At 66.2% G+C, this 20567-nt stretch carries 13 protein-coding genes and 1 riboswitch; of the genes, 9 read left to right on the top strand and 4 right to left on the bottom strand.

Translation table 11 applies throughout. The annotated features are described in order from the left end of the window. The first annotated feature begins 85 nt into the window (after positions 1–85). Positions 86–1300 (top strand): argininosuccinate synthase, encoded by a 1215-nt coding sequence (locus AM2010_RS02775; protein ID WP_047805778.1) that lies wholly within the window; start codon positions 86–88, stop codon positions 1298–1300. A 799-nt stretch (positions 1301–2099) separates the two neighbouring features. After that, positions 2100–2696, top strand: a complete 597-nt coding sequence (locus AM2010_RS02770; RefSeq protein WP_047805777.1) for a septal ring lytic transglycosylase RlpA family protein — start codon at positions 2100–2102, stop codon at positions 2694–2696. Positions 2697–3080: 384 nt separating this feature from the next. Here the strand turns inward: AM2010_RS02770 and AM2010_RS13660 are convergent, their stop codons facing one another. Beyond that, a complete protein-coding gene (locus AM2010_RS13660; protein ID WP_053043881.1) occupies positions 3081–4064 on the bottom strand; it encodes a hypothetical protein in 984 nt (327 codons plus the stop codon). 435 nt (positions 4065–4499) lie between these two features. Between AM2010_RS13660 and AM2010_RS02760 the strand changes: the two genes are divergently transcribed. Beyond that, entirely contained in the window at positions 4500–5414 is a 915-nt protein-coding gene (locus AM2010_RS02760; protein WP_047805776.1) for a hypothetical protein, read from the top strand. Positions 5415–5582: 168 nt separating this feature from the next. After that, complete coding sequence (locus tag AM2010_RS02755) at positions 5583–6194, top strand: hypothetical protein (RefSeq protein WP_150115220.1); 612 nt, start codon at positions 5583–5585, stop codon at positions 6192–6194. Between the two features lie 169 nt (positions 6195–6363). Here AM2010_RS02755 and uvrA read toward each other — a convergent pair whose 3' ends face one another. Together uvrA and AM2010_RS13655 are read right to left on the bottom strand one after the other, a co-directional pair. Next, entirely contained in the window at positions 6364–9300 is a 2937-nt protein-coding gene (gene uvrA, locus AM2010_RS02750) for an excinuclease ABC subunit UvrA (protein WP_047805774.1), read from the bottom strand. 248 nt (positions 9301–9548) lie between these two features. Next, complete coding sequence (locus AM2010_RS13655) at positions 9549–10859, bottom strand: serine hydrolase domain-containing protein (protein WP_058350885.1); 1311 nt, start codon at positions 10857–10859, stop codon at positions 9549–9551. 344 nt (positions 10860–11203) lie between these two features. Here AM2010_RS13655 and thpR point away from each other — a divergent pair, with 344 nt between their 5' ends. Both thpR and AM2010_RS02735 read left to right on the top strand, forming a co-directional pair. After that, on the top strand, positions 11204–11737 hold the full coding sequence (thpR, locus tag AM2010_RS02740; RefSeq protein ID WP_047805773.1) for an RNA 2',3'-cyclic phosphodiesterase: 534 nt from the start codon (positions 11204–11206) through the stop codon (positions 11735–11737). A gap of 130 nt (positions 11738–11867) precedes the next feature. Further along, positions 11868–14072 carry a M3 family metallopeptidase gene (locus AM2010_RS02735; RefSeq protein WP_047805772.1) on the top strand — a complete coding sequence of 735 codons (2205 nt, stop codon included), beginning with the start codon at positions 11868–11870 and terminating at the stop codon, positions 14070–14072. A gap of 207 nt (positions 14073–14279) precedes the next feature. Here AM2010_RS02735 and AM2010_RS02730 read toward each other — a convergent pair whose 3' ends face one another. Then, positions 14280–16187, bottom strand: a complete 1908-nt coding sequence (locus tag AM2010_RS02730; RefSeq protein WP_047805771.1) for a TonB-dependent receptor plug domain-containing protein — start codon at positions 16185–16187, stop codon at positions 14280–14282. A 92-nt stretch (positions 16188–16279) separates the two neighbouring features. After that, positions 16280–16486, bottom strand: a riboswitch (cobalamin riboswitch). Positions 16487–16686: 200 nt separating this feature from the next. Here AM2010_RS02730 and AM2010_RS02725 point away from each other — a divergent pair. From AM2010_RS02725 to AM2010_RS02715, 3 genes are all read left to right on the top strand, one after another. Beyond that, positions 16687–17817, top strand: a complete 1131-nt coding sequence (locus AM2010_RS02725; RefSeq protein WP_236699391.1) for a cell wall hydrolase — start codon at positions 16687–16689, stop codon at positions 17815–17817. 223 nt (positions 17818–18040) lie between these two features. Beyond that, positions 18041–18319, top strand: coding sequence for a hypothetical protein (locus AM2010_RS02720; RefSeq protein WP_201784027.1), 279 nt, complete (start codon positions 18041–18043; stop codon positions 18317–18319). 106 nt (positions 18320–18425) lie between these two features. Beyond that, positions 18426–20387, top strand: a complete 1962-nt coding sequence (locus AM2010_RS02715; protein ID WP_053043877.1) for a putative bifunctional diguanylate cyclase/phosphodiesterase — start codon at positions 18426–18428, stop codon at positions 20385–20387. Positions 20388–20567: the final 180 nt, after the last annotated feature.

Below are 20567 nucleotides of genomic sequence, written 5' to 3'. Positions count from 1 at the left end.
CGGTTGGGGGCGGACAACAGCTTCCCCGTTGCCCCCGCGCCCGGCCCCTGATACCGGCCCCGCCGATTGACGGAGTGCTAGCGAAATGTCCGATGTGAAACGTGTCGTCCTCGCCTATTCGGGTGGTCTCGATACCAGCGTGATCGCCAAGTGGCTGGAAGTGGAACGCGGCCTCGAGGTCGTGACCTTCACCGCCGACCTCGGCCAGGGCGAGGAGATCGAGCCCGCGCGCGAGAAGGCGAAGGCGATGGGCATTCCCGACAGGCACATCTTCATCGAGGATCTGCGCGAGGAATTCGTGCGCGACTTCGTCTTCCCGATGATGCGCGCCAATGCCCGCTACGAAGGCGATTACCTGCTCGGCACCAGCATCGCTCGCCCGCTGATTTCCAAGCGTCTGGTGGAAATCGCCCGCGAAACCGGTGCCGATGCGATCGCCCACGGGGCGACCGGCAAGGGCAACGATCAGGTGCGCTTCGAACTGTCCGCCTATGCCCTCGACCCTGACATCAAGGTAATCGCGCCCTGGCGCGAGTGGGACCTCAACAGCCGCACCGCCCTGATCGCCTGGGCGGAGAAGCACCAGATCAAGGTGCCGACCGACAAGCGTGGCGAAAGCCCGTTCTCCACCGACGCCAACCTCCTGCACACCTCTTCGGAAGGCAAAGTGCTGGAAGACCCGTGGGAAGAGACGCCCGACTACGTCTATTCGCGCACCGATCATCCCGAAAGCGCGCCCGATACGCCCGAGTACATCACGATCGATTTCGAGAAGGGCGATGGCATCGCCCTCAACGGCGAGGCGATGAGCCCGGCCACGCTGCTGGCCGCGCTCAACGATCTGGGCCGCCGGCACGGCATCGGGCGCCTCGACCTGGTCGAGAACCGCTTCGTCGGCATGAAGAGCCGCGGCATGTACGAGACCCCCGGCGGCGAAATCTATGCCCGCGCGCATCGCGGGATCGAACAGATCACGCTCGACGGCGGTGCGGCGCACCTCAAGGACGAGCTGATGCCCAAGTATGCGGAGCTGATCTACAACGGCTTCTGGTTCAGCCCGGAGCGCGAGATGCTGCAGGCCGCGATCGATCTGAGCCAGGATAAGGTGAGCGGCACTGTGCGGCTGAAGCTCTACAAGGGCCAGGCCGCCGTGGTCGGGCGCAAATCGCCCAACTCGCTCTATTCCGAAGCGCACGTCACGTTCGAGGACGATGCCGGCGCCTACGACCAGGCCGATGCGCAGGGCTTCATCAAGCTCAACGCGCTGCGGCTGAAGCTGCTGGCGAAGCGCGGGCTCTGAGCGGTTGCGACGGGCGGTGGAGTTATCCACCCCTGTCCACAGAGAAATCGGGGCACAGTGGATAACCCGGGGCTTGCCAGCTTGCGCGACTCGGTTTCGGGGCGCAGTCTCAAGACATCGGAAGGGCGTAGAAAGCTTCGCGTTTGACGGTTCAACGACCTGAAAACACGATAACTTCTTACACCATTTCGGCGTGGCGGCATCTGTCCGCGCGGTCTTCGAGGGACACCTGCTGAAGGTTTCGGCCGGATGCAAGGGCACCGTTCGAGAAGGACGCGAAAGCAACGCCGCCACGGGCCGGACGATCCGGCTGGAGGTCGAGGACTCGCAAGGGCGCAAGCCGGAGCGGGACCGTTCGAGACCGCCGGCCATCAGCGATCGACCGGTCTCGGAACCGCTGGAAGGCATGGCGAAGGCCCTTGGGCCCCAGCCGCCCCCGGCGGAACCGGATGCCGGTGCGAGCGCCGGTGACAGACGCGGCCGTCCGGTTCGCCGGACAGCATGCGAAAACACCGGGCGCCAAGCGCTTCCCGACTGGTCCGCCAGGAAGGATGACCACGCATCGGTGAGAGTGGGGTCGGCAGCGATGCCGGCCCCATTTTCACATGCCGCTCCCCCCTTCCCGACCCGGCCCCAACCCGGCCCGCGACCGCAGCCCCGAACCGGCCCCCAACCGATTCGCAGCGCGCGAATCGCGCCGATTCGTTCCCCCCGGCACGACGAGTCGAACCGCTTTCGGGGTAAGCGGACCCTCAGGTGGTCCCGGCGGCGGGGCGCAGCGGGTATAGAGGGACCCGCTATGGACGGGATCAGACCATACCGCCGCACGCCGCTGCGCAAGCTTGCCGGGCTCGCCACCGCGATGCTGCTGACCGCACCCGCGGGCGGCCCCGCGCTGGCCGACACCGGCCCTGCCGCCACCCGCGCCGCTGCCGCCGCGACTGCGGTGGCGCCCGCCACGCTGGCCCCTGCCCGCGCCCCCGCGGACGGGTTCGACGCCAGCTTCGCCCACTTGCCCGCCCCGCGTGCCCTCGCCGCCCCGCGCCCCGGCGCGGTGGACATCGCCGCGATCGAGCCGCCGGTGGAGGTCGAGCCGGCCGGCAAGCCGCTCGGCAGCGGGGTCGCATCCTATTACGGCCGCCGCTTCGCCGGGCGCCGGACCGCGAACGGCGAGACCTTCGATCCCGGCCGGATGACCGCCGCGCACCGCACGCTGCCCTTCGGCAGCCGGGTACAGGTGACCAACCCGCGCAACGGCAAGTCGGTCGTCGTGCGGATCAACGACCGCGGGCCGTTCCACCGGGGCCGCACGATCGACCTGTCGCGCGCTGCGGCGGACGAGCTTGGCCTGATCCGCCGCGGCCACGGTTCGGTCGAGCTGGTCCTGCTCGACTGAGCGTCAACGCCGCGCCGCACAGCCTTCCCCCGCCGCCCGCACCCACACCTTCACCCCCGCCCGAGCCCGAGCCCGAGCGCGCAGGGATGGCAGAGGCCCCGCGTGGTGCGAGGCCCCTGCCGCACGCCCGCCCGGTGGTTTCGGCGGGCGCGCTCCGGTCCGGAGAGGACGGGAGACGACGCGCGAAACCTCTGGGAGGGGAGAGGGGAGAGGGGAAGACGGGAGGCCGCGCGCCGCCTCTTCCGCCCCAATGATGCCGCGCCGCGCAAGGTCCGGCCCAATCGGCGGGCCGTGCCTGCGGTGCGATGGCAGCAGGCAGGCCCGCGCGCGCACCGCCCCCCAGTCCTCCGTCCGCTAGTCCGCCGTCCCCCAGCCCTTCGTCCGCTAGTCCTCCGCGAAGTGCCAGATTTCCGGGTCCTCCCCCTGGCCGGGCGGGATCGCCAGCCACCAGCGCTCCACCCCCGCCTCGAATGCGGAGAGCTGCTCCGCCTCTACCGCATCGGCATCGAACCCGTATCCGGTGAACTGATGCGGCAGCAGGGCATCGTGCGGGCGCGCCGCCTCCATCGCGCGGAGCCGGCGGTCATAGGGCGGGAGGTAAGTGCCCCCCTGCCAGTGATCGGGATCGTCCATGTCCGCATCCCATGCGTCGTAGCCGGGCGGCAGCGAGCGGCCCGGCGGCGGATCGCCGCTTTCCCGCCCGTCCGCCGCCCGCTCCGCCCCCGTTTGGGCCGGAGACATGGACCGCATGTTACACTGTCCTGAAGCGAAAAAGTCGCCCTCCCGCGCCCCCGCGGAGGCGGGGGCCTCAGACGTTGGAGCGCTACCGCCCGAGGTCCCCGCCTGCGCGGGGACACCTGCCATGTCCATCTCCGGCTCCGGCTCCGGCTCCGGCTGAGGCTCCCCGCGGGCGAAGCGGTCGAGCGCGGTTTCGAAATCTTCGGCAAAGGCGCGGGTGGCCGCATCCTCGGTCAGCTTGTCGAGCCGCGCGAGATGCGCGAGCAGGAGCCGCGAATCGTAGCGCCGGCGGGTGGCGACGACTTCGCCGTGGTAGAACACCTGTTCCTCCACCCCGTCGAGCGCGCGGCAGGCCAGCACGTCTTCTGCCGAGGCGCGCGCGGCGAGCAGCGCCGCATCCCACGCGCGCCGGAACGCCGGGCTGGCGCGGCGCATCCGATAGACCGTCTGATGGCTGACCCCCGCCGCCTTCGCCGCCCGCCGCGCGGAGCCGGCCGTGGCCAGCGCCGAGAGAAACTCCACCTGCCGCGCACGCGTGAACTCGGTCTGCGCCGGACGGGTGGAATCGGAGGGCAGCGCGTCGATCAGCGCGGGGAGATTGGGCGTGGGAAATGTCGCAGGCGCGTTCATGCGACACCTCCCGACAGCCGGGCCAGGCAGCGCAGAGGCGCCCCGCCCGGCGTTTGGGGGAGAATTCGGGAGAGAACAAGGAGGGAGAGAATCATGGTTCGGACTCCGCATGGATGAACGAACCGAACCACTTATGCGATGCGGGGGGCTGTAGGAAAATGGTTTGTTGGGGGGTGGATTAGCCAGTCTTCTCAGAAACACGCGACGCACCACATGTGAGTCGAACACGTCTGAGCAATTTGGGGGCAGGCACCAAATTTGTCGGTGTACCCATTCGCATAGGTAGTGCCCCGACTCAAACGCGGAACGGACTAGCGCGCGGCTATCGACCTAGTTCCCCATATGTCCTGGCGCGGGATGTATTCTCGTGACTTGCCTTTGACTCACCCATCGCATTCGGATTAGCCCCACGCCAAAGTAATTGTGGGGGCAAGATTGCGGCAAGATGCAGATTTCCGGGTTCGGTATCTTACCGAGGATCCCGTACCGGTTCGCGATATTATCGAAAGCCTTCGGGGCATCGAAACAGTGCTCGCTGAAACGGGGCGATTGCTTCCGAAGTTCGTTGATGGCCTGATAGTCGATGGAATCGAGATCAAAGTACGAGAGATCGCGCAGGAAAGCCCTCTGCGTGAGCTTTTTCTGTTCACTCTTGTCGTCGCCTTCCAAAAAGACTTGGAGGATGGCGTGACCGAAGTAATCGAAGCCACGACGGGTTATGCAGTTCCCGCTAACCTCGAAGCACTCGTTACTGTCGTCGCGCTCATTGTGGTGTTCTACGGTGTCGGAACCATCCGCGACCTAGTGATGGGACCGGTTGTCGACGGTCCAGCACGAACGAGGCTCAAGGGGCTTATCCAAGAGCTATCCGATGAGACAGGAAAGACTCCCGAGCAAATCAAAAAGGTTCTCGATGAGCGCTATGGAGAACCAACAATGATGAAGCGGGTCGCAAACGCGGCATCTCGCTTTTTTACGCCTAGCAAGAGGTTGGACAGCGCGCCGGTTGAAGTGAATGATCGGGAGATCGATCATGAAACGGTTCAAGACATCCCAGCCCCCTACCTCATCGAGCATGAGCAGGATTTCAAACCTACACGCAATTTCTTTGACGTAGAACTGGAACTGCACGCACAGGACAAGGATCACGCAGGTCGCGGTTGGGCAGCAATCGTTCGTGGGGTCACAGAGAGGCGCATCAGGCTCAAACTCATGGAGGATGTCGATCCATCGGACCTGTGGAACAAGGACCGTGTTCAGGGTGACGTTACGATTAAATACGAGCGCGTTGGCGACAAGCTTAATCCAATTGAGGTCCAACTAAACAATGTGACAAGGCGCGCGGCATGATTACGCTGCCCGAAGCCATGGAGTGGGGTAAGGTTGACCAGTTCATCACCGAACACGACACCGGCCTGCCCCCCCACATTCGCGAGGGCGGGCGCGAGGCCGGTTGACTCCCCCCTCCTATCCCCTACCACTTTACACGGGGTCGCATGTTCAATTTGGGGGAATGGCGTGACATTTACGGTTCGTAAGTTCGTGGTCGCAGGACTGGCCACGGCACTGGCTGCGTGCAGCGCGGCGGAAGGCGACGCGGGCGCCGATGGCGGGGCCGATGCCGCGGCAATGGCGGAGGCGGAAGCGCCCGCCGCGCCGGGTGTGGAAGAACGTGCGGCGATCATCGCCCGGTTCCGCGACGCCGCGGAATCGCATTGCCCGTTCTACAAGGAAGCGGGCGGATCGACCGACGACGGCGAGTTCGCCGGATCGACGCTGACGCTGTGTTCCGGCCGCTTCTCGCAGACCGAGAACTTCGGCTTCGCGATGATGAACGAAGATGGGCGGGAGCATCCGGCCGGCACACTGTTCCTGACCATGGGTGCCAACTCCGCGCCCGGTGCCTTCGCCCCGCTCTACGATGTGATCTTCGAGCTGGCGGCGGTCGAACCCGGGCCGGAGCAGGAGCAGCTTCGCGGCGAGATCAAGCGCTGGATCTATGCCACGCCCAATGCCTTCACCCCCGGATGGGAACCGGTGATGACGACCAACAGCGGCGTCGCCATCTCCGCCGCGGGCAACAAGATGCAGCAGGGCATGCTCTCGCTCAAGATCGACCCGCCGCGCTGACGCGGCACGGTATCGCACAATGCGACAGGCCCGCCCCCGCCGCTGCGCGAGGGCGGGCCTTTCTTTTGCGAAATCGCACCCGCGCGGGGGCTTTCACCGGTCCAGCAACGGGTTGAGATGGCGCCCGGTATAGCGTTCCGGCGCCTTCGCCACTTCCTCCGGCCCCGGCCTACGCCTGGGCCGGCTCGTTCCGGGTTGCGCGGTCCAGAAGCGGCTTAAGGTACTGGCCCGTGTAGCTGCCCTCCACGCCTGCGACGTGTTCCGGAACGCCCTGCGCCACAACCTCGCCCCCGCGCACGCCGCCACCCGGCCCGAGGTCGAGGATGTGGTCTGCCGTCTTGATCACGTCCAGGTTGTGTTCGATCACCACCACGCTGTTGCCCTGGTCCACCAGGCGGTGGAGCACTTCGAGCAGTTTGCGGACGTCTTCGAAATGCAGGCCGGTGGTCGGCTCGTCGAGGATATAGAGCGTCTGCCCGGTGCTGCGGCGGCTGAGTTCCTTGGCCAGTTTCACCCGCTGCGCCTCCCCCCCCGACAGGGTGGTCGCCTGCTGGCCGACCTTGACGTAGCTGAGGCCCACTTCGTTCAGCATGTGCATCTTGTCCCGAATGGGGGGCACGGCCTTGAAGAATTCCTCCGCATCCTCGATCGTCATGTCGAGCACGTCGGCGATGCTCATCCCCTTGAACTTCACCTCCAGCGTTTCGCGGTTGTAGCGTTTGCCGCCGCATTCTTCGCACGTCACATAGACATCGGGCAGGAAGTGCATTTCGATCTTGATCAGGCCGTCGCCCTGGCACGCCTCGCACCGGCCGCCCTTGACGTTGAAGCTGAAGCGGCCCGGCTTGTACCCGCGCGCCTGCGCCTCCGGCAGGCCGGCGAACCAGTCGCGGATATTGGTGAAGGCGCCGGTGTAGGTTGCCGGGTTCGATCGCGGGGTGCGGCCGATCGGCGACTGGTCGATCTCTATCACCTTGTCGCAATATTCGAGGCCGGTGATCCGGTCGTGCGGCCCGGCGATCACGCGCGCGCCGTTCAGCGAGCGGGCGGCGGCGGCATAGAGGGTGTCGATCGTGAAGCTCGACTTGCCCGATCCCGATACGCCGGTCACGCAGGTGAAGGTGCCCAGCGGGATGGCGGCGGTCACGTCGCGCAGGTTGTTCGCCCGCGCGCCGTGGACGGTGAGCGTGTGGCCGTTGCCCTTGCGCCGGGTGGCGGGCACCGCGATCGCGCGCCGGCCGGTGAGATAATCCGCGGTGAGCGAGCCCTTCGCCTTCAGCACCTGTTTCAGCGTGCCCTGCGCAACCACCTCGCCCCCGTGCACGCCGGCGCCGGGGCCCAGATCGACCACATGGTCGGCGCTGCGGATCGCATCCTCGTCATGCTCGACCACGATCACCGTATTGCCCAGGTCGCGCAGGCGCTTGAGCGTTTCCAGCAGCCGGTCGTTATCGCGCTGGTGCAGGCCGATGCTCGGCTCGTCCAGCACGTAGAGCACGCCGCTCAGCCCGCTGCCGATCTGGCTGGCAAGGCGGATGCGCTGGCTCTCCCCACCCGAGAGGGTGCCAGAAGTTCGATCGAGGTTGAGGTAATCCAGCCCGACGTTGTTCAGGAAGCCCAGCCGTTCGTTGATTTCCTTCAGGATCGCGCGGGCAATCTGCGCCTGCGTCTCGCTCAGATGATCTTCGAGGGCGAGGAACCAGGTGCGCGCATCGGCGACGCTCATCTTCGTGGGGGTGGCGATGTCGGTCGGCCCTTCCCCGCTCGGCACCCTGACCGCCAGCGCCTTGGCATTCAGCCGCTTGCCGCCGCACACCTCGCACGGCTGCGCGGTCTGGAACTTCGACAGCTCCTCCCGCATCCACGCGCTTTCGGTCTGCAGCAGGCGGCGGTTGAGGTTGCCGATCACCCCCTCGAACGGCTTGTTCACCGTGTACTGCTTGCGCCCGTCCTTGAACGTCAGCGGCACCGCGCGCCCCTTCGTCCCGTGGAGGATGACGTCGCGATGCTCCTCCGACAGATCGTTCCACGCGGTGGTGAGGTCGAAGCCGTATTCCTTCGCCAGGCTGGCCAGCACCTGCATGTAATAGGGGCTGGGCGGGTTGGACTTGGCCCAGGGCACGACCGCGCCCTGCTTCAGCGTCAGCCCCTCGTTCGGGACGACGAGCTGCGGGTCGAACAGCTGCTTCTCCCCCAGCCCGTCGCACGTGGCGCAGGCCCCCTGCGGCGCGTTGAAGCTGAACAGCCGCGGCTCCACTTCCTCGATCGTGAAGCCGGAAACGGGACAGGCGAACTTCTCGGAAAAGACGATGCGGTTGGACGGCAGGCCCGCGCCCTTGAGGTTGCCGCCGCTCCCCCCTTCATCCTCGCGCCCCGGCACCACGCCATCGGCCAGGTCGACGTACGCCAGCCCCTCGGCCAGCTTGAGCGCGGTTTCGAAGCTATCGGCCAGCCGCGTCTCGATCCCGTCCCGCACCGCGAGGCGATCCACCACGACCTCGATATCGTGCTTGTACTTCTTGTCGAGCGCGGGCGCGTCCTGGATCTCGAACATCTCGCCGTCGATCCGCACGCGGGTGAAGCCGGCCTTCTGCCATTCTGCCAGTTCCTTGCGATACTCCCCCTTGCGCCCGCGCACCACCGGGGCAAGCAGATAGAGCCGCGTCCCTTCGGGCAGTTCCATCACGCGGTCGACCATGTTCGACACCGTCTGCGCTTCGATCGGCAGGCCGGTGGCCGGCGAATAGGGCACGCCCACGCGCGCCCACAGCAGGCGCATATAATCGTAGATCTCGGTAACGGTCGCCACGGTCGAGCGCGGGTTGCGGCTGGTGGTCTTCTGCTCGATCGAGATCGCGGGAGAAAGCCCGTCGATATGCTCGACATCGGGCTTCTGCATCATCTCGAGGAACTGGCGCGCATAGGCGGAAAGGCTCTCGACATAACGCCGCTGCCCCTCGGCATAGATCGTATCGAAGGCGAGGCTCGACTTGCCCGAGCCGCTGAGGCCGGTGATCACGATCAGGCTGTCGCGCGGCAGGTCGATATCGACGCCCTTGAGGTTATGCTCACGCGCGCCGCGGACAGAAATATGAGTTAGAGACATAGGATGGCGATGTTCCGCAAATGTTCGCGCCAGTCAAGGGGCACGCCAATGCGGCCCCACAGCTCTCGCGCCATGTGGGGGCGAGAAGCGGGATTGCAATGTGCCGACAACGGTTTCGCACTCCGCTCAAGCTATCATCGGGCCGCGGCACGGACCGCCGGATCGACCGGCCTGCACGAAATATCACCGCCCTGCTTCGGCCACTGCCAGCACTTGGGCAGAGCGCTTTCCGCCCTTGCCCGGTGCAATCACCGCGATCCGGAAGGGGTGGAAACCGCTCTAAAGATGATCGGGCCCGAGCTGCCGCGGCTGACGACTATGCGCGCGGGATCGCCGGTCGGCGTGATCGTCGTCGCTCCCGCGTGATAGGCCCCGTCGTCCTCGGGAATGAAATGGAGAATCCGCGTCTCGTCCACCAGTGGCGAAGTCACCTGTACGGACAGTCCAGTGCCCTCGGCCACAATGCGATAGTCGGTGTTCAGCTCCGGGGAATGGAACAGTCCCATCGGCTGCACGTCGGGCAGGCCCGGTGCCGGGACCCCGTTGGCGGCCATGATCCGGTCCAACCTGTCGCCAGCCTTCCAGTCGCCCCGGTTGCACAGCACTGCGAAAGCCCGGTGCGTCTCGGGCAGGCGGAGGTAGGCATGCTTGAAGGCCTCCGCCGAACCGCCATGCCTGATCACGCGCTGGCCACCCTTCCGCCCTATGTGCAGCCCACCGCCATAGCTCAGCCCTTTGCCGTCATCGATCGGCGTGCCGTCGCTGTAGCGCCCCGGCGTCAGCAGGATTCGGGTGACTTCGGGTGTGAACACGCGGCGACCGTGCTCGATGTCGGCTTCGTATTGCGCAAGGTCCGCCATCGAGAGCATCAAGCCGCCGGACCCGCTGAAGCGCGGGAAAGTGTCGCGCTGGATAAAGCCGCTACCCTCGGCCCCGCCATCGGTGCCCGCCGGCACATAGCCATGCGCGAAAGTGCCCGGACGGGGGCTGGCGTCGTCGAGGAAATAGGCGTTGGGCATGCCGAGCGGCGCGAAAATCGCCTGGTGCGCGTATTGGGCAAAGGGCATGCCAGCGACGCGCTCGACGATCTCGGCAAGCAGGAGGTAACCGCCGTTCGAATAGGCATAGCGCGTGCCGGGCACGAAAGCAGTGTCGGCTTGCCGGAACAGCAGCCGGAGCGCCTCCTGCTTCGAAGCCCGGCCGACGTCGGTCATCCCCGCCATGCGCAGGAGGCCCAGCGAATCCCGAATGCCCGAAGTGTGATGCATGAGCATGGCCACCGTCACCGGCGCGCGATAGCGTGGCAGTTCGGGCAGGTAGCGACGCACATCGTCATCGAGGCCGAGCTTGCCGTCCGCGATCAGTGTGGCCGCGGCCAGCGCCGTGAACTGCTTGGACAGCGAGGCGCCGTAGAACAGCGTGTTCCGGTCGAGCGGCCGGCCCTCGTCGATGTCGGCGAGCCCCGCAGCGGCGAACTGCGCGAGACGCCCCTTCTCGAAGCCGACGGCAACGCAGCCGGGGGCCGCCGAATGCCGGGGGTCGGCGATAGCCCGGTGCATCGCCGCCTCGTTCGCCTGCACACTCGACCCTGCCCCAGCGAGCGGCAAGGTCAGCGCCAGGGCCTTCGCAAGACAGCGGAATCGGGTAGGAGAGGTGAAGATGCAAGCAGTCAATTCGCGGTCTCTCGGGCTGGCATCGCGGCGGCTGCGCGTGGTGCCAGCCCCGGCCTGCCAAGGCAAGATCGCGTTCCTTGCCAGAACATAACCCTTGTTTATATCGCCTGCCCCTCCTGCTTGCGGGAGGGAAGATGGAGGGTCGCGTCATTGTGGCGGATTTCCCCCCTCCCGCTTGCGGGAGGGGTCGGGGGTGGGCATTGGGCCGGGCGGGCTGTTAGGGACGCCCCATGCACCGCCTGTTCGTTGCCCTGCCCCTGCTTGCGCCGATCCGCGATATTCTGCTCGATACGATGGACGGGATCGAGGCGGCGCGGTGGCAGTCGGAGGAGCAGTTGCATCTGACCCTGCGCTTTGCCGGCGAGCTCGATCCGCGCGCGGCGGAGGATCTGGTTGCGGCGCTGGCGCTGGTTCGGGCCGAGCCGTTCGCGCTGGAGATCCGCGGCGTGGGGCATTTCGCGCGCAAGCGCCGGCCCCATACGCTGTGGGCCGCGGTGCCGCCGGCCGAACCGCTCGCGATCCTGCAACGGCGGGTCGAACGTGCCTGTCGCGCCGCCAGCCTGCCGCCCGAAACGCGCACGTTCGTGCCCCATGTCACGCTTGCCCGGCTCAATGCATCGAGTGGGACGATCGGCGGCTGGCTGGCCGATAACGCCCTGCTGGCCGCGGGACCGTGGCCGGTCGACAGCTTCGCACTCTATGAAAGCCGGCTGACGCCCTATGGCTCCGACTACGAGCGGCTGGAGGATTTTCCCCTCGGCTGACACGGCCCTGTACGTTCGTCGGCAAGTCCTTGCATTCGGCCCCGATCTCCGGTTCAAGCGGCACCAGCAGACTTGTTCCGCCGAACTTCCGCGCGCGCACCGCGCCGCCTGAAATACGATTGGAGAGACCATGAAGGCCCATATCCTGGCCACCACTGCCATTGCATTCGCGCTAGCCGGATGTTCCACTATCGAGGAGGGTGCCGTGCAATCCGCCGCCGACAACGTCGCCGCTGCCGACATTCCCGAAGGCACCGGCTATTTCGCGAAAGCGAGCAGCCTGCCGTTCCACGCCCCCGATTTTACCCAGATCGACGACAGCGACTACCAGCCCGCCTTCGAACAGGCGATGGCGATCCACAGCGCCGAAATCGAGGCGATCAAGACCAATCCCGAACCGCCGACGTTCGACAACACGATCGTCGCGCTGGAAACTTCGGGCAAGATGCTCAGCCGTGTGGCGACCGTGTTCTTCGCGCTGACCGGCGCCAACACCAACGACACGCTCGACGCGACCCAGGCCGAAATCGGCCCCAGGCTGTCGCAGCATTCGGATGCGATCACGCTCGATCCCGTGCTGTTTCAGCGGGTGAAGGCGGTTTACGACAACCGCGCAGCGATGACGATGACGCCGGAAGATGCCAAGCTGCTGGAAGAAACCTACAGCCAGATGGTCCATGCCGGCGCGCTGCTCGACCCGGCGCAGAAGGATCAGGTGAAGGCGATCAATTCGCGCCTGTCCGAACTGACCACCGAATTTTCGCAGAAAGTTCGCGAGGCGACCGTTGACGGCGCGCTGGTCGTGGACAGCAGGGCGCAACTGGCCGGATTGTCGGATGCCGATATCGACGCCGCGGCCAAGCTCGCGACCGAAAAGGGGCTGGACGGCAAGTTCGTGATCGCGCTGCAGAACACGACGCAGCAACCGCTGCTGCCCGAACTGGAAGACCGCGCCACGCGCGAGCGCCTGTTCAAGAACAGCTATCACCGGTCAGACCGCGCGGGCGAGAACGACACGCGCACCCTGCTGGCCCAAATCGCCACCCTGCGCGCGCAGAAGGCGACCCTGTTCGGTGAACCCGACTGGGCCAGCTACGTCATGTACGACCGCATGGCCAAGAAGCCGAAGACCGCGCTCGATTTCATGGAACAGATGGTCCCCGCTCTTGCCGCGACGCAGCGGCGCGAAGCGGCGATGCTGAACGAGCAGATCAAGGCGGAAGGCGGCGATTTCGAAGTGCGCCCGTGGGACTGGTATCGCTATGCCGAGAAAGTCCGCAAGGCGAAGTACGACATCGACGAGAATGCGGTTAAGCCCTATTTCGAAATCACCAGCGTGCTGGAAAACGGCGTGTTCTACGCCGCCAACAAGCTTTACGGCCTGTCGTTCGAACAGCGCACCGACCTGCCGGTCTATCACCCCGACGTGACGACCTATACCGTGTTCGATGCCGACGGCAGCGAGCTGGGGATCTTCTATTTCGACCCCTACCAGCGGCCGAGCAAGCGCGGCGGTGCGTGGATGGGCAACTTCGTGGATCAGAGCCACCTCTACGGCACCAAGCCGGTAATCTACAACGTGCTCAACATCCCCAAGGCCGCCGAAGGCGAACCGCAGCTGGTCAGCTTCGACAACGTCAACACGCTGTTTCACGAATTCGGCCACGCGCTGCACGGGTTCTTCGCCGATCAGAAATACGCCAGCCTTTCGGGTACGGCGACCGCGCGCGACTTCGTCGAATACCCGAGCCAGGTGAACGAGCTGTGGGCGACCTATCCCGAGGTGCTGCGCAACTATGCGAAGCATTACAAGACGGGTGAGACGATCCCGACCGAACTGGTCGAAAAGATCGAGGCCGCGGCCAAGTTCAACCAGGGATACGATTTCGGCGAAGTGGTGGAAGCCGCGCTGCTCGACATGAAGTGGCACGCGCTGAGCCCGGCGGAAGCGGCCGCGATCGACACGCCGGAAGAAGTCGACGCCTTCGAACGCAACGCGCTGGAGGAACTGGGGCTGGAAGTGGACCTGGTGCCGCCGCGTTACCGCTCCACCTATTTCAACCACATCTTCTCCAGCCCGGCCGGCTACAGCGCGGGATACTATTCGTATCTGTGGACCGAGATGCTCGATCGCGACAGCCGCAAGTGGTTCCTCGACAACGGCGGGCTGACGCGCGCGAACGGCGAACACTATCGCAAGACCGTGCTCAGCCGCGGCGGGACGATGGACTATTTCGATATGTTCGAAAATTTCGCCGGCCGCCAGCCGGATGTGACCCCGATGCTCGACGCACGCGGCCTGCTGGGCGACGAGGCGGAGGCAGCCAGGGACTGAGAGCCTTTAGGGGTGGGGCGGAAAAGCGCCCCCACCCCGTCACCCTGAACTCGTTTCAGGGTCCATTCCGTCCCTCGGGACTCGGCCCATGAAGGCGCGATGGATGCCGCAACACGTTCGGCATGACGGCAAAGAGCGCAGAATTGAAAAGCGCCCGACCTCAGTACGAGGCCGGGCGCTTTTTTGTGCTTCGGACTTCGTGGCCGATCAGAACCGCGCGCGGGCACCGACAAAGGCGCTGCGGCCCGCCGTCGCGTAACCGGCGGCGGTCTGGTATTCGGTGTCGAACAGGTTTTCGACCCGGCCGAACAGTTCGAACCGCTCGCCAAACGGCAGCGCCGCCCGCAGGCCCGCCAGGGCATAACCGTCGAGCGGGGTCAGATTGCTGGCATTGTCGAACGAATCGTCCACTAGCCGCAGGTCGCCGCCCAGCGTGAGCCCGGCCAACGGACTTTCCCAGTCGGCGGACAGCGTCAGCGTGTGGCGCGGACGGCGGGCGAGGACATTGCCCTCGTTCGCCGAACCGGTGGTGCGGTTTTCGGTATCGACCCAGGCATAGACCGCGCGGGTCACCCAGCGATCGGACGGGCGCGCGCCCAGCTCGACCTCGATCCCTTCCGCCCGGACGCGACCGATGTTCTCGTAATAGCCGAACGGGCGGTCGGCGCAGATCGGGGCCGGGTTCTGCCAGCAGCTCGCGAATTCGATCTGGTTGCGCGCATCGCGGCGGAACGCGGTGACCGCGCCGTAGAACCGCGTGCCCGACAGCGAACGGTCGCCGTGGACCAGGCCGATGTCGTAGCTGGTGCTGCGTTCGGGCTGAAGCTCCGGGTTCCCGTAATCGGAATAGAGCTGGTAGAGCGTCGGCGCCTTGAACCCTTCGCCCACGCTTGCGCGCAGGCGCAGGTCATCGGTCAGGGCATAGCTGATGTCGCCGCCGAAGCTCGTCTCACTGCCGAAGCGGGCGTGATCGTCCAGCCGGGCACCGGCATGGGCCGAAAGCGGCCCCATCTCGATCCCGAGCTGAGCATAGGCGCCGAAGATCCGCGTGCTGTGCCGCACATCGTCGGACAGGGTGCGATAATCGCTCCACTCGTTCTCCGCCCCGAAGTTGACCAGCAGCGGCCCGATCGGGCGCCATTCGCCGCGCAGCTCGACGCGGTCCGAATGGCCGTCGCTGGCGAAAGTCGGATCGTCCAGACCCTCGCTGCGGTTCGCACGCTCGGTATCGGCGAAGGAATAGGCGGCGCTGACGAACAGCGGTCCCGCGTCATAGACCGCCCCCGCCGATGCCGAATACTGGCGCGTGTGCTGCGTATCGGCGGTGTCGGCCAGCGCATATGTCGGCGGCGGGAACCCGTCGAGATCAAGGTCGCCTTCCGCCCAACGGCCGCGCGCGAACAGCTCGAAACCGGGGGTGAGGTAGAGCCGCCCGTGGCCGTTGACCGCCCACTGTTCGAACCCGTCGGCTTCGGTTCCGCTGGCGGCCTGGGAAAAGCCGTCGGTGCGGTAATAGCTGGCCGATCCGCCCAGGAACCCGGCCGTGCCGCCGACGCCGCCCGAAACCGCGCCGGTCAGCGTATCGCGCGATCCGTATTCGGCGCTCGCTTCCAGCCCGGTTTCGCTGCGCGTGCTGGCGACCAGTACGCCGCCGATCGCGTCCGAACCCCAGATCGTGCTGTTCGATCCGCGCAGCACCTCGATCTTGCCGAGGTTGCTGGCGGTCAGATTGCCGAAATCGAACCCGCCGCCGGGCGCGGCCGTGTCGGACACGCGCACCCCGTCGAGGATGACGAGAAGCTGCTCCCCTTCCGCCCCGCGCACGCGCACGTTGGTCACCGCGCCCGGGCCGCCGTTGCGGCTGAAGGCAAGGCCGGGCACCCGCTCCAGCACGCGGGTCAGGTCGGCGCCCTGAATGCTCTCGATCTCATCCTGCCCGATCACGGTGACCGGCTGGCCGGTGTCTTCCACCTCGATCCGGGTGCCGGTGGCGGTGACGGTGATCTCGGTCTCTTCCGGCCGGAACTGGCCATAGGGGTCGCCGGCGCCATCCTGCGCCGCGAGCGGCGCGGAAAGCGCGAGGATACTGGTGCCGAAAATCAGATAGTTACGCATGGAATACTCCTGTCATGAACGAAATGCCGCTCATGACGGAACAAGGCACACGCCTTTTCCGCTTGCTCCCGGTGCACCCCGCCCGGCAGCACGAACGACCGTCATCGGGCAGGTCTCCTGGCTCCCGGATCGTCGCGCCGCGTTCGTCTTCCCAGTTCCCCGGTAGCCCGGTTCCCCAGTGACGTGTCGAACGTGCGCTCCCCGGTCACAGTTGCGGGGGCAGCGGGGGCTTCTACCCCCTTCCCTCTTCGGTCCGTCGTTCCTGTGGGAACGGGCGGACAACCCATGACGTGCGGCGGCCCTTAGCCGCACGTCCCCGACGCGGCAAGCGGCCTGCCGTTAACCTCGTGACAAGCATGTCCCTTAACCGCCGCTTGCGACCTGTGCCGCCAAGGGACGGGGGCAACGATACGCTCCCGCTTCAGCTTTCGCGCTGCTACGCGCCGGGTCGCGAACCGTCAGGCAGCAATCGCCAGGCAGCAACCGAAAGGGATACAGCTTGATCCACGGCCCCGCCGGAACGACCCGTGCACGCCGCAAGACGGCGAGCCTGTGGTCGCGCCTGATCGGCACGGGCGGGCCTGGCCGGCATCGCGGGCGGCGCATTCTCGCGCTTGCTGCCGCGCTGGGCGTACCGGCGATGGCCGCACCGGGCGACTGGCACGCCTTCGGCCAACCCGTGCCCGAAGCCGCCCCGGCGAACGAAGTGAAGCCGATGCCTTTCGAGCGCGCAGGCCACAGTTTCCCCGGCTCCGCCTTCTACTTCCTCGAAGACAGCCCCCGCGTGGTACCCACCGCGCGAGAGGATCTGGCGGCAGTGTTCGACCCCACCGGAACCGGCGACGGCACGGCGGCGGAACTGGCTGCTGCGCGCACCGCCGGCCCCGCCGCCCGCAGCTTCACCGGCGGCGGCACGGGGATCGACCGCTCCCGCGCGCTGCACTGCCTCGCCAGCGCGGTCTATTACGAAGCGGCGAGCGAGACGCGCGGCGGCCAGAAGGCCGTGGCCCAGGTCGTGCTCAACCGTGTGGCGCATCCGACTTATCCCAACAGCGTTTGCGGCGTGGTTTTCCAGGGTTCGGAGCGCAAGACCGGATGCCAGTTCACCTTCACCTGTGATGGATCGCTGGCGCGCAAGCCGATGAAGGCGGCATGGGACCGCGCCCTTGGCGTTGCGAGCGAGGCACTGGCGGGCGAAGTCTATGCCCCGGTCGGCCTTGCCACCCATTACCACACGATCTGGATCAATCCCTACTGGGCGCCCAGCCTCGACACCGTGGGCACGATCGGCGCGCACCGGTTCTATCGCTGGCGCGGCAAGGCCGGACGCCCCGCCGCCTTCACGGCATCCTATCGCGGCAGCGAGCCGGTCGCAGCCCCCGCCCGGCGCGCGATTGCCGAAACCCCCGCCCTCTCCGCAGAGCCGGCAGCGCTTGCCCCCGGTGGTAGCGATCCCGTCGAGCGCGGCACTGCCCGTCCCTCGGCGCGCGCAGCAGCAGCCCCAGGACTTTCCGCGGCAGGCGGGGAACAGCCCGGCGATGCCGCACCCGCAGGCGGCATCATGCCGTCATCGGGCCGGGTACGGCCCGAATATGCCAACAGCGGCCGCTGGATCGCCGACCCGCAATAGGCGCGATCACCCCAAGGAATTGGTTAAAATGCCGGAAACCCTAGCAGCGAACTCCGCCTTAGGGGTGTGGCGCTAGGGCCTGCGCACAAGTCGCAATTAGCCTTTGTCACCAGCCACAAAGAGCCATACCGGAAGGCACCAACCAGTCATGACGGTCCATTTTGCCGCTTCGCGATCCGCCGAGCATTCTCCGCTCGCGCGCATTCTTCGCCGCCCCGCCCTCATGAAGCCGGCGAACGACAACTGTCTGGCGCGGTCGGACGACCGAATGCTGCACGCGGCCCTGCGTCATTTCGCGCGGCACGGCCTGGGCGCGGCAAGGGAAGCGCGGCGGCAGGCGGAACATGCCTTCTTTGCCGGGGACCGCGAGATGTACGACTGGTGGCACGAAATCTGCCGCACGCTCGATGCCCGGCTCGCGCGCGGGCTGGATCGAACGACGCGCGCCGGGATTCGGCGGCCCGATGCCAGCGAGAAACCGTCGGCCATACCGGCGCCCTGATCGCGCGGTCATAACGGATAGATTGCGCCAGTCCGACCATACCGGAAATCGGGTTGCACCCATTTTCTTAACTATGCAGTGACCACTTTCGGCTATCGCCCATGTCATGGCGAGCCGCGAACCCAGGGGGAAGGTCACCAGGACCTTGTCCTATTTCCAGAAAGGCGATGCGTTATCCGAACGCGTTCGCCGGACACTCGTTCGCACCCTTTATACACAGCCCAGCAGCCTGGCAGCCGGGGCGGCCAGCGGCATCGTCTGCGCGCTGGTCGTCGCGTATATGAGCAGTTCGATGGTCATGCTCGGGCTGGGCGCCGCGCTCTGCATCGTGGCCGCCATCCGCGTCACGCTGGCATTCCTGATATCCCCGGACAGCGACGCGAGCACCAGCACGCTGGAAAAGATCTACGAAATCGGCGCCTTCACTTATGCGCTGCTGCTGGGCACTGCCACTGCCGCCACGCTGGTGATGGAAGTCGATCCAGCCGCCGAAGTGATGATGGCCGCCAATGCGATTGGATACGGCATCGCAATCTGCGCCCGCAATGCCGGACGCCCGGTTATCGCCATCGGCCAGCTCGTGCTGGTGTGCGTGCCGATCAGCCTCGCCTGCCTCTATCTCGGGTCGCTGCCTTTCGTGGTGTTCGCAATCACCATCCTGCTGATGGTGCCGGCGATGGCGTCGATCACGATGAGCGTGTTTCATCTGCTGCGCGACAACATCGCCGCCGCCGAAACCAGCGCCCGGCTGGCGACCAAGATGCAGCAACTCGCCCGCACCGATACCGTGACCGGGCTGGCCAACCGCGCCGGCCTGAATCACGAAATCGTCGAAAAGCTGATGGAGATCGATCCCGATCAAATGATGGGCATGATCTGGATCGACCTCGACCGGTTCAAGGAAGTGAACGATCTGCTGGGCCACCCGGTCGGCGACCGTGTGTTGCAGACCGTGGCCCGGCGGCTCCAGGAAATCACCCCGGCGGGCGCGACCGTTGCCCGCTTCGGCGGCGATGAATTCATCGTGTTCTGCGAGATCGAGAGCCGGGCCGACTGCATGCGGCTGGCGAGCGAGGTCCATGCCGAGATCATGCGTCCGGTGCGGATCGACGGCGAGCGGCTGGAAATCGGCGCCTCGCTGGGCGTGGCGGTGCTGCCCGAAGACGGGCCCGACGCCGACAGCGTGATGCAGGCGGCCGATCTTGCGCTCTACCACGCCAAGGTCAACGGCCGGCGTCAGACCTGCTTCTTCGACAGTTCGATGAGCCGCGACCTGGCGCGGCGGCGCGAGATCGAGGCGGAACTGCGCAGTGCGATCCAGAAGAACGAACTGTCGATCTTCTTCCAGCCGATCGTGGATCTTGCCACGGGCCGCATCCGCACGTTCGAGGCGCTGGTCCGCTGGTTCCACCCGCAGAAGGGCGAAATGCGCCCCGACGAATTCATTCCCGTGGCGGAGGAAACCGGGGTTATCGTGACGCTGGGCAACTGGATCACGGCGCAGGCGGCCAAAGCGGCGGCGCAGTGGCCCGACGATGTGACCATTGCGGTCAATCTGTCATCCTTGCAGATCAAGGCGCCGGGCGCCGCGCTGGGGATCGTGAACGCCCTGCGCGAGGCCCGGCTCGACCCGACCCGCCTGGAACTGGAAGTGACCGAAAGCCTGTTCCTCGACGACAGCGAAGCGACCGATGCCTTTATCAGCGAGCTGTCGTCGCGCGGCGTGCGCTTCGCGCTCGACGATTTCGGAACCGGCTATTCCTCGCTCGCCTATGTCAACAAGTACCCGTTCAGCAAGATCAAGGTCGATCGCAGCTTCGTTTCCGGTCCCGAGGTTTCGAACCGGACGGAAGCGATCATTCGCGCGGTCGCGGAAATGGGTGCCCAGCTCGACATGGAAATCGTCGCCGAAGGGCTGGAAACGATCGAGCAGGTGACCGCCGTGCGCGATGCAGGGTGTACGCTGGGCCAGGGCTATTACTTCAGCCGCGCCGTGCCCGATTATCTCGCCGCAATGCTGCTGGCGCAGGAACGCGACGAGGAACCGGCGCAACGGATCGCGATCTGATCGGGGGTGCGCTCTCTCACGAGCCACGGGGAACCGATCGGCACCTCGCCCGTGTTGTCAGGCAAATCGGGTTGTAAACTTCCGCCGCGGCTGCGCCAGGCTGACGGCCACGAATCCCGGCTGCTATTGCAATTGAAAACCAGTTGCAAAGATAGTTGTCCCTCCGGCATCTTCACGGGT

Source organism: Pelagerythrobacter marensis (assembly GCF_001028625.1).
GTDB lineage: Bacteria > Pseudomonadota > Alphaproteobacteria > Sphingomonadales > Sphingomonadaceae > Pelagerythrobacter > Pelagerythrobacter marensis.
Note: the sequence above shows the minus strand (reverse complement) of the source record. Positions and strands in the feature narration are given on the sequence as shown.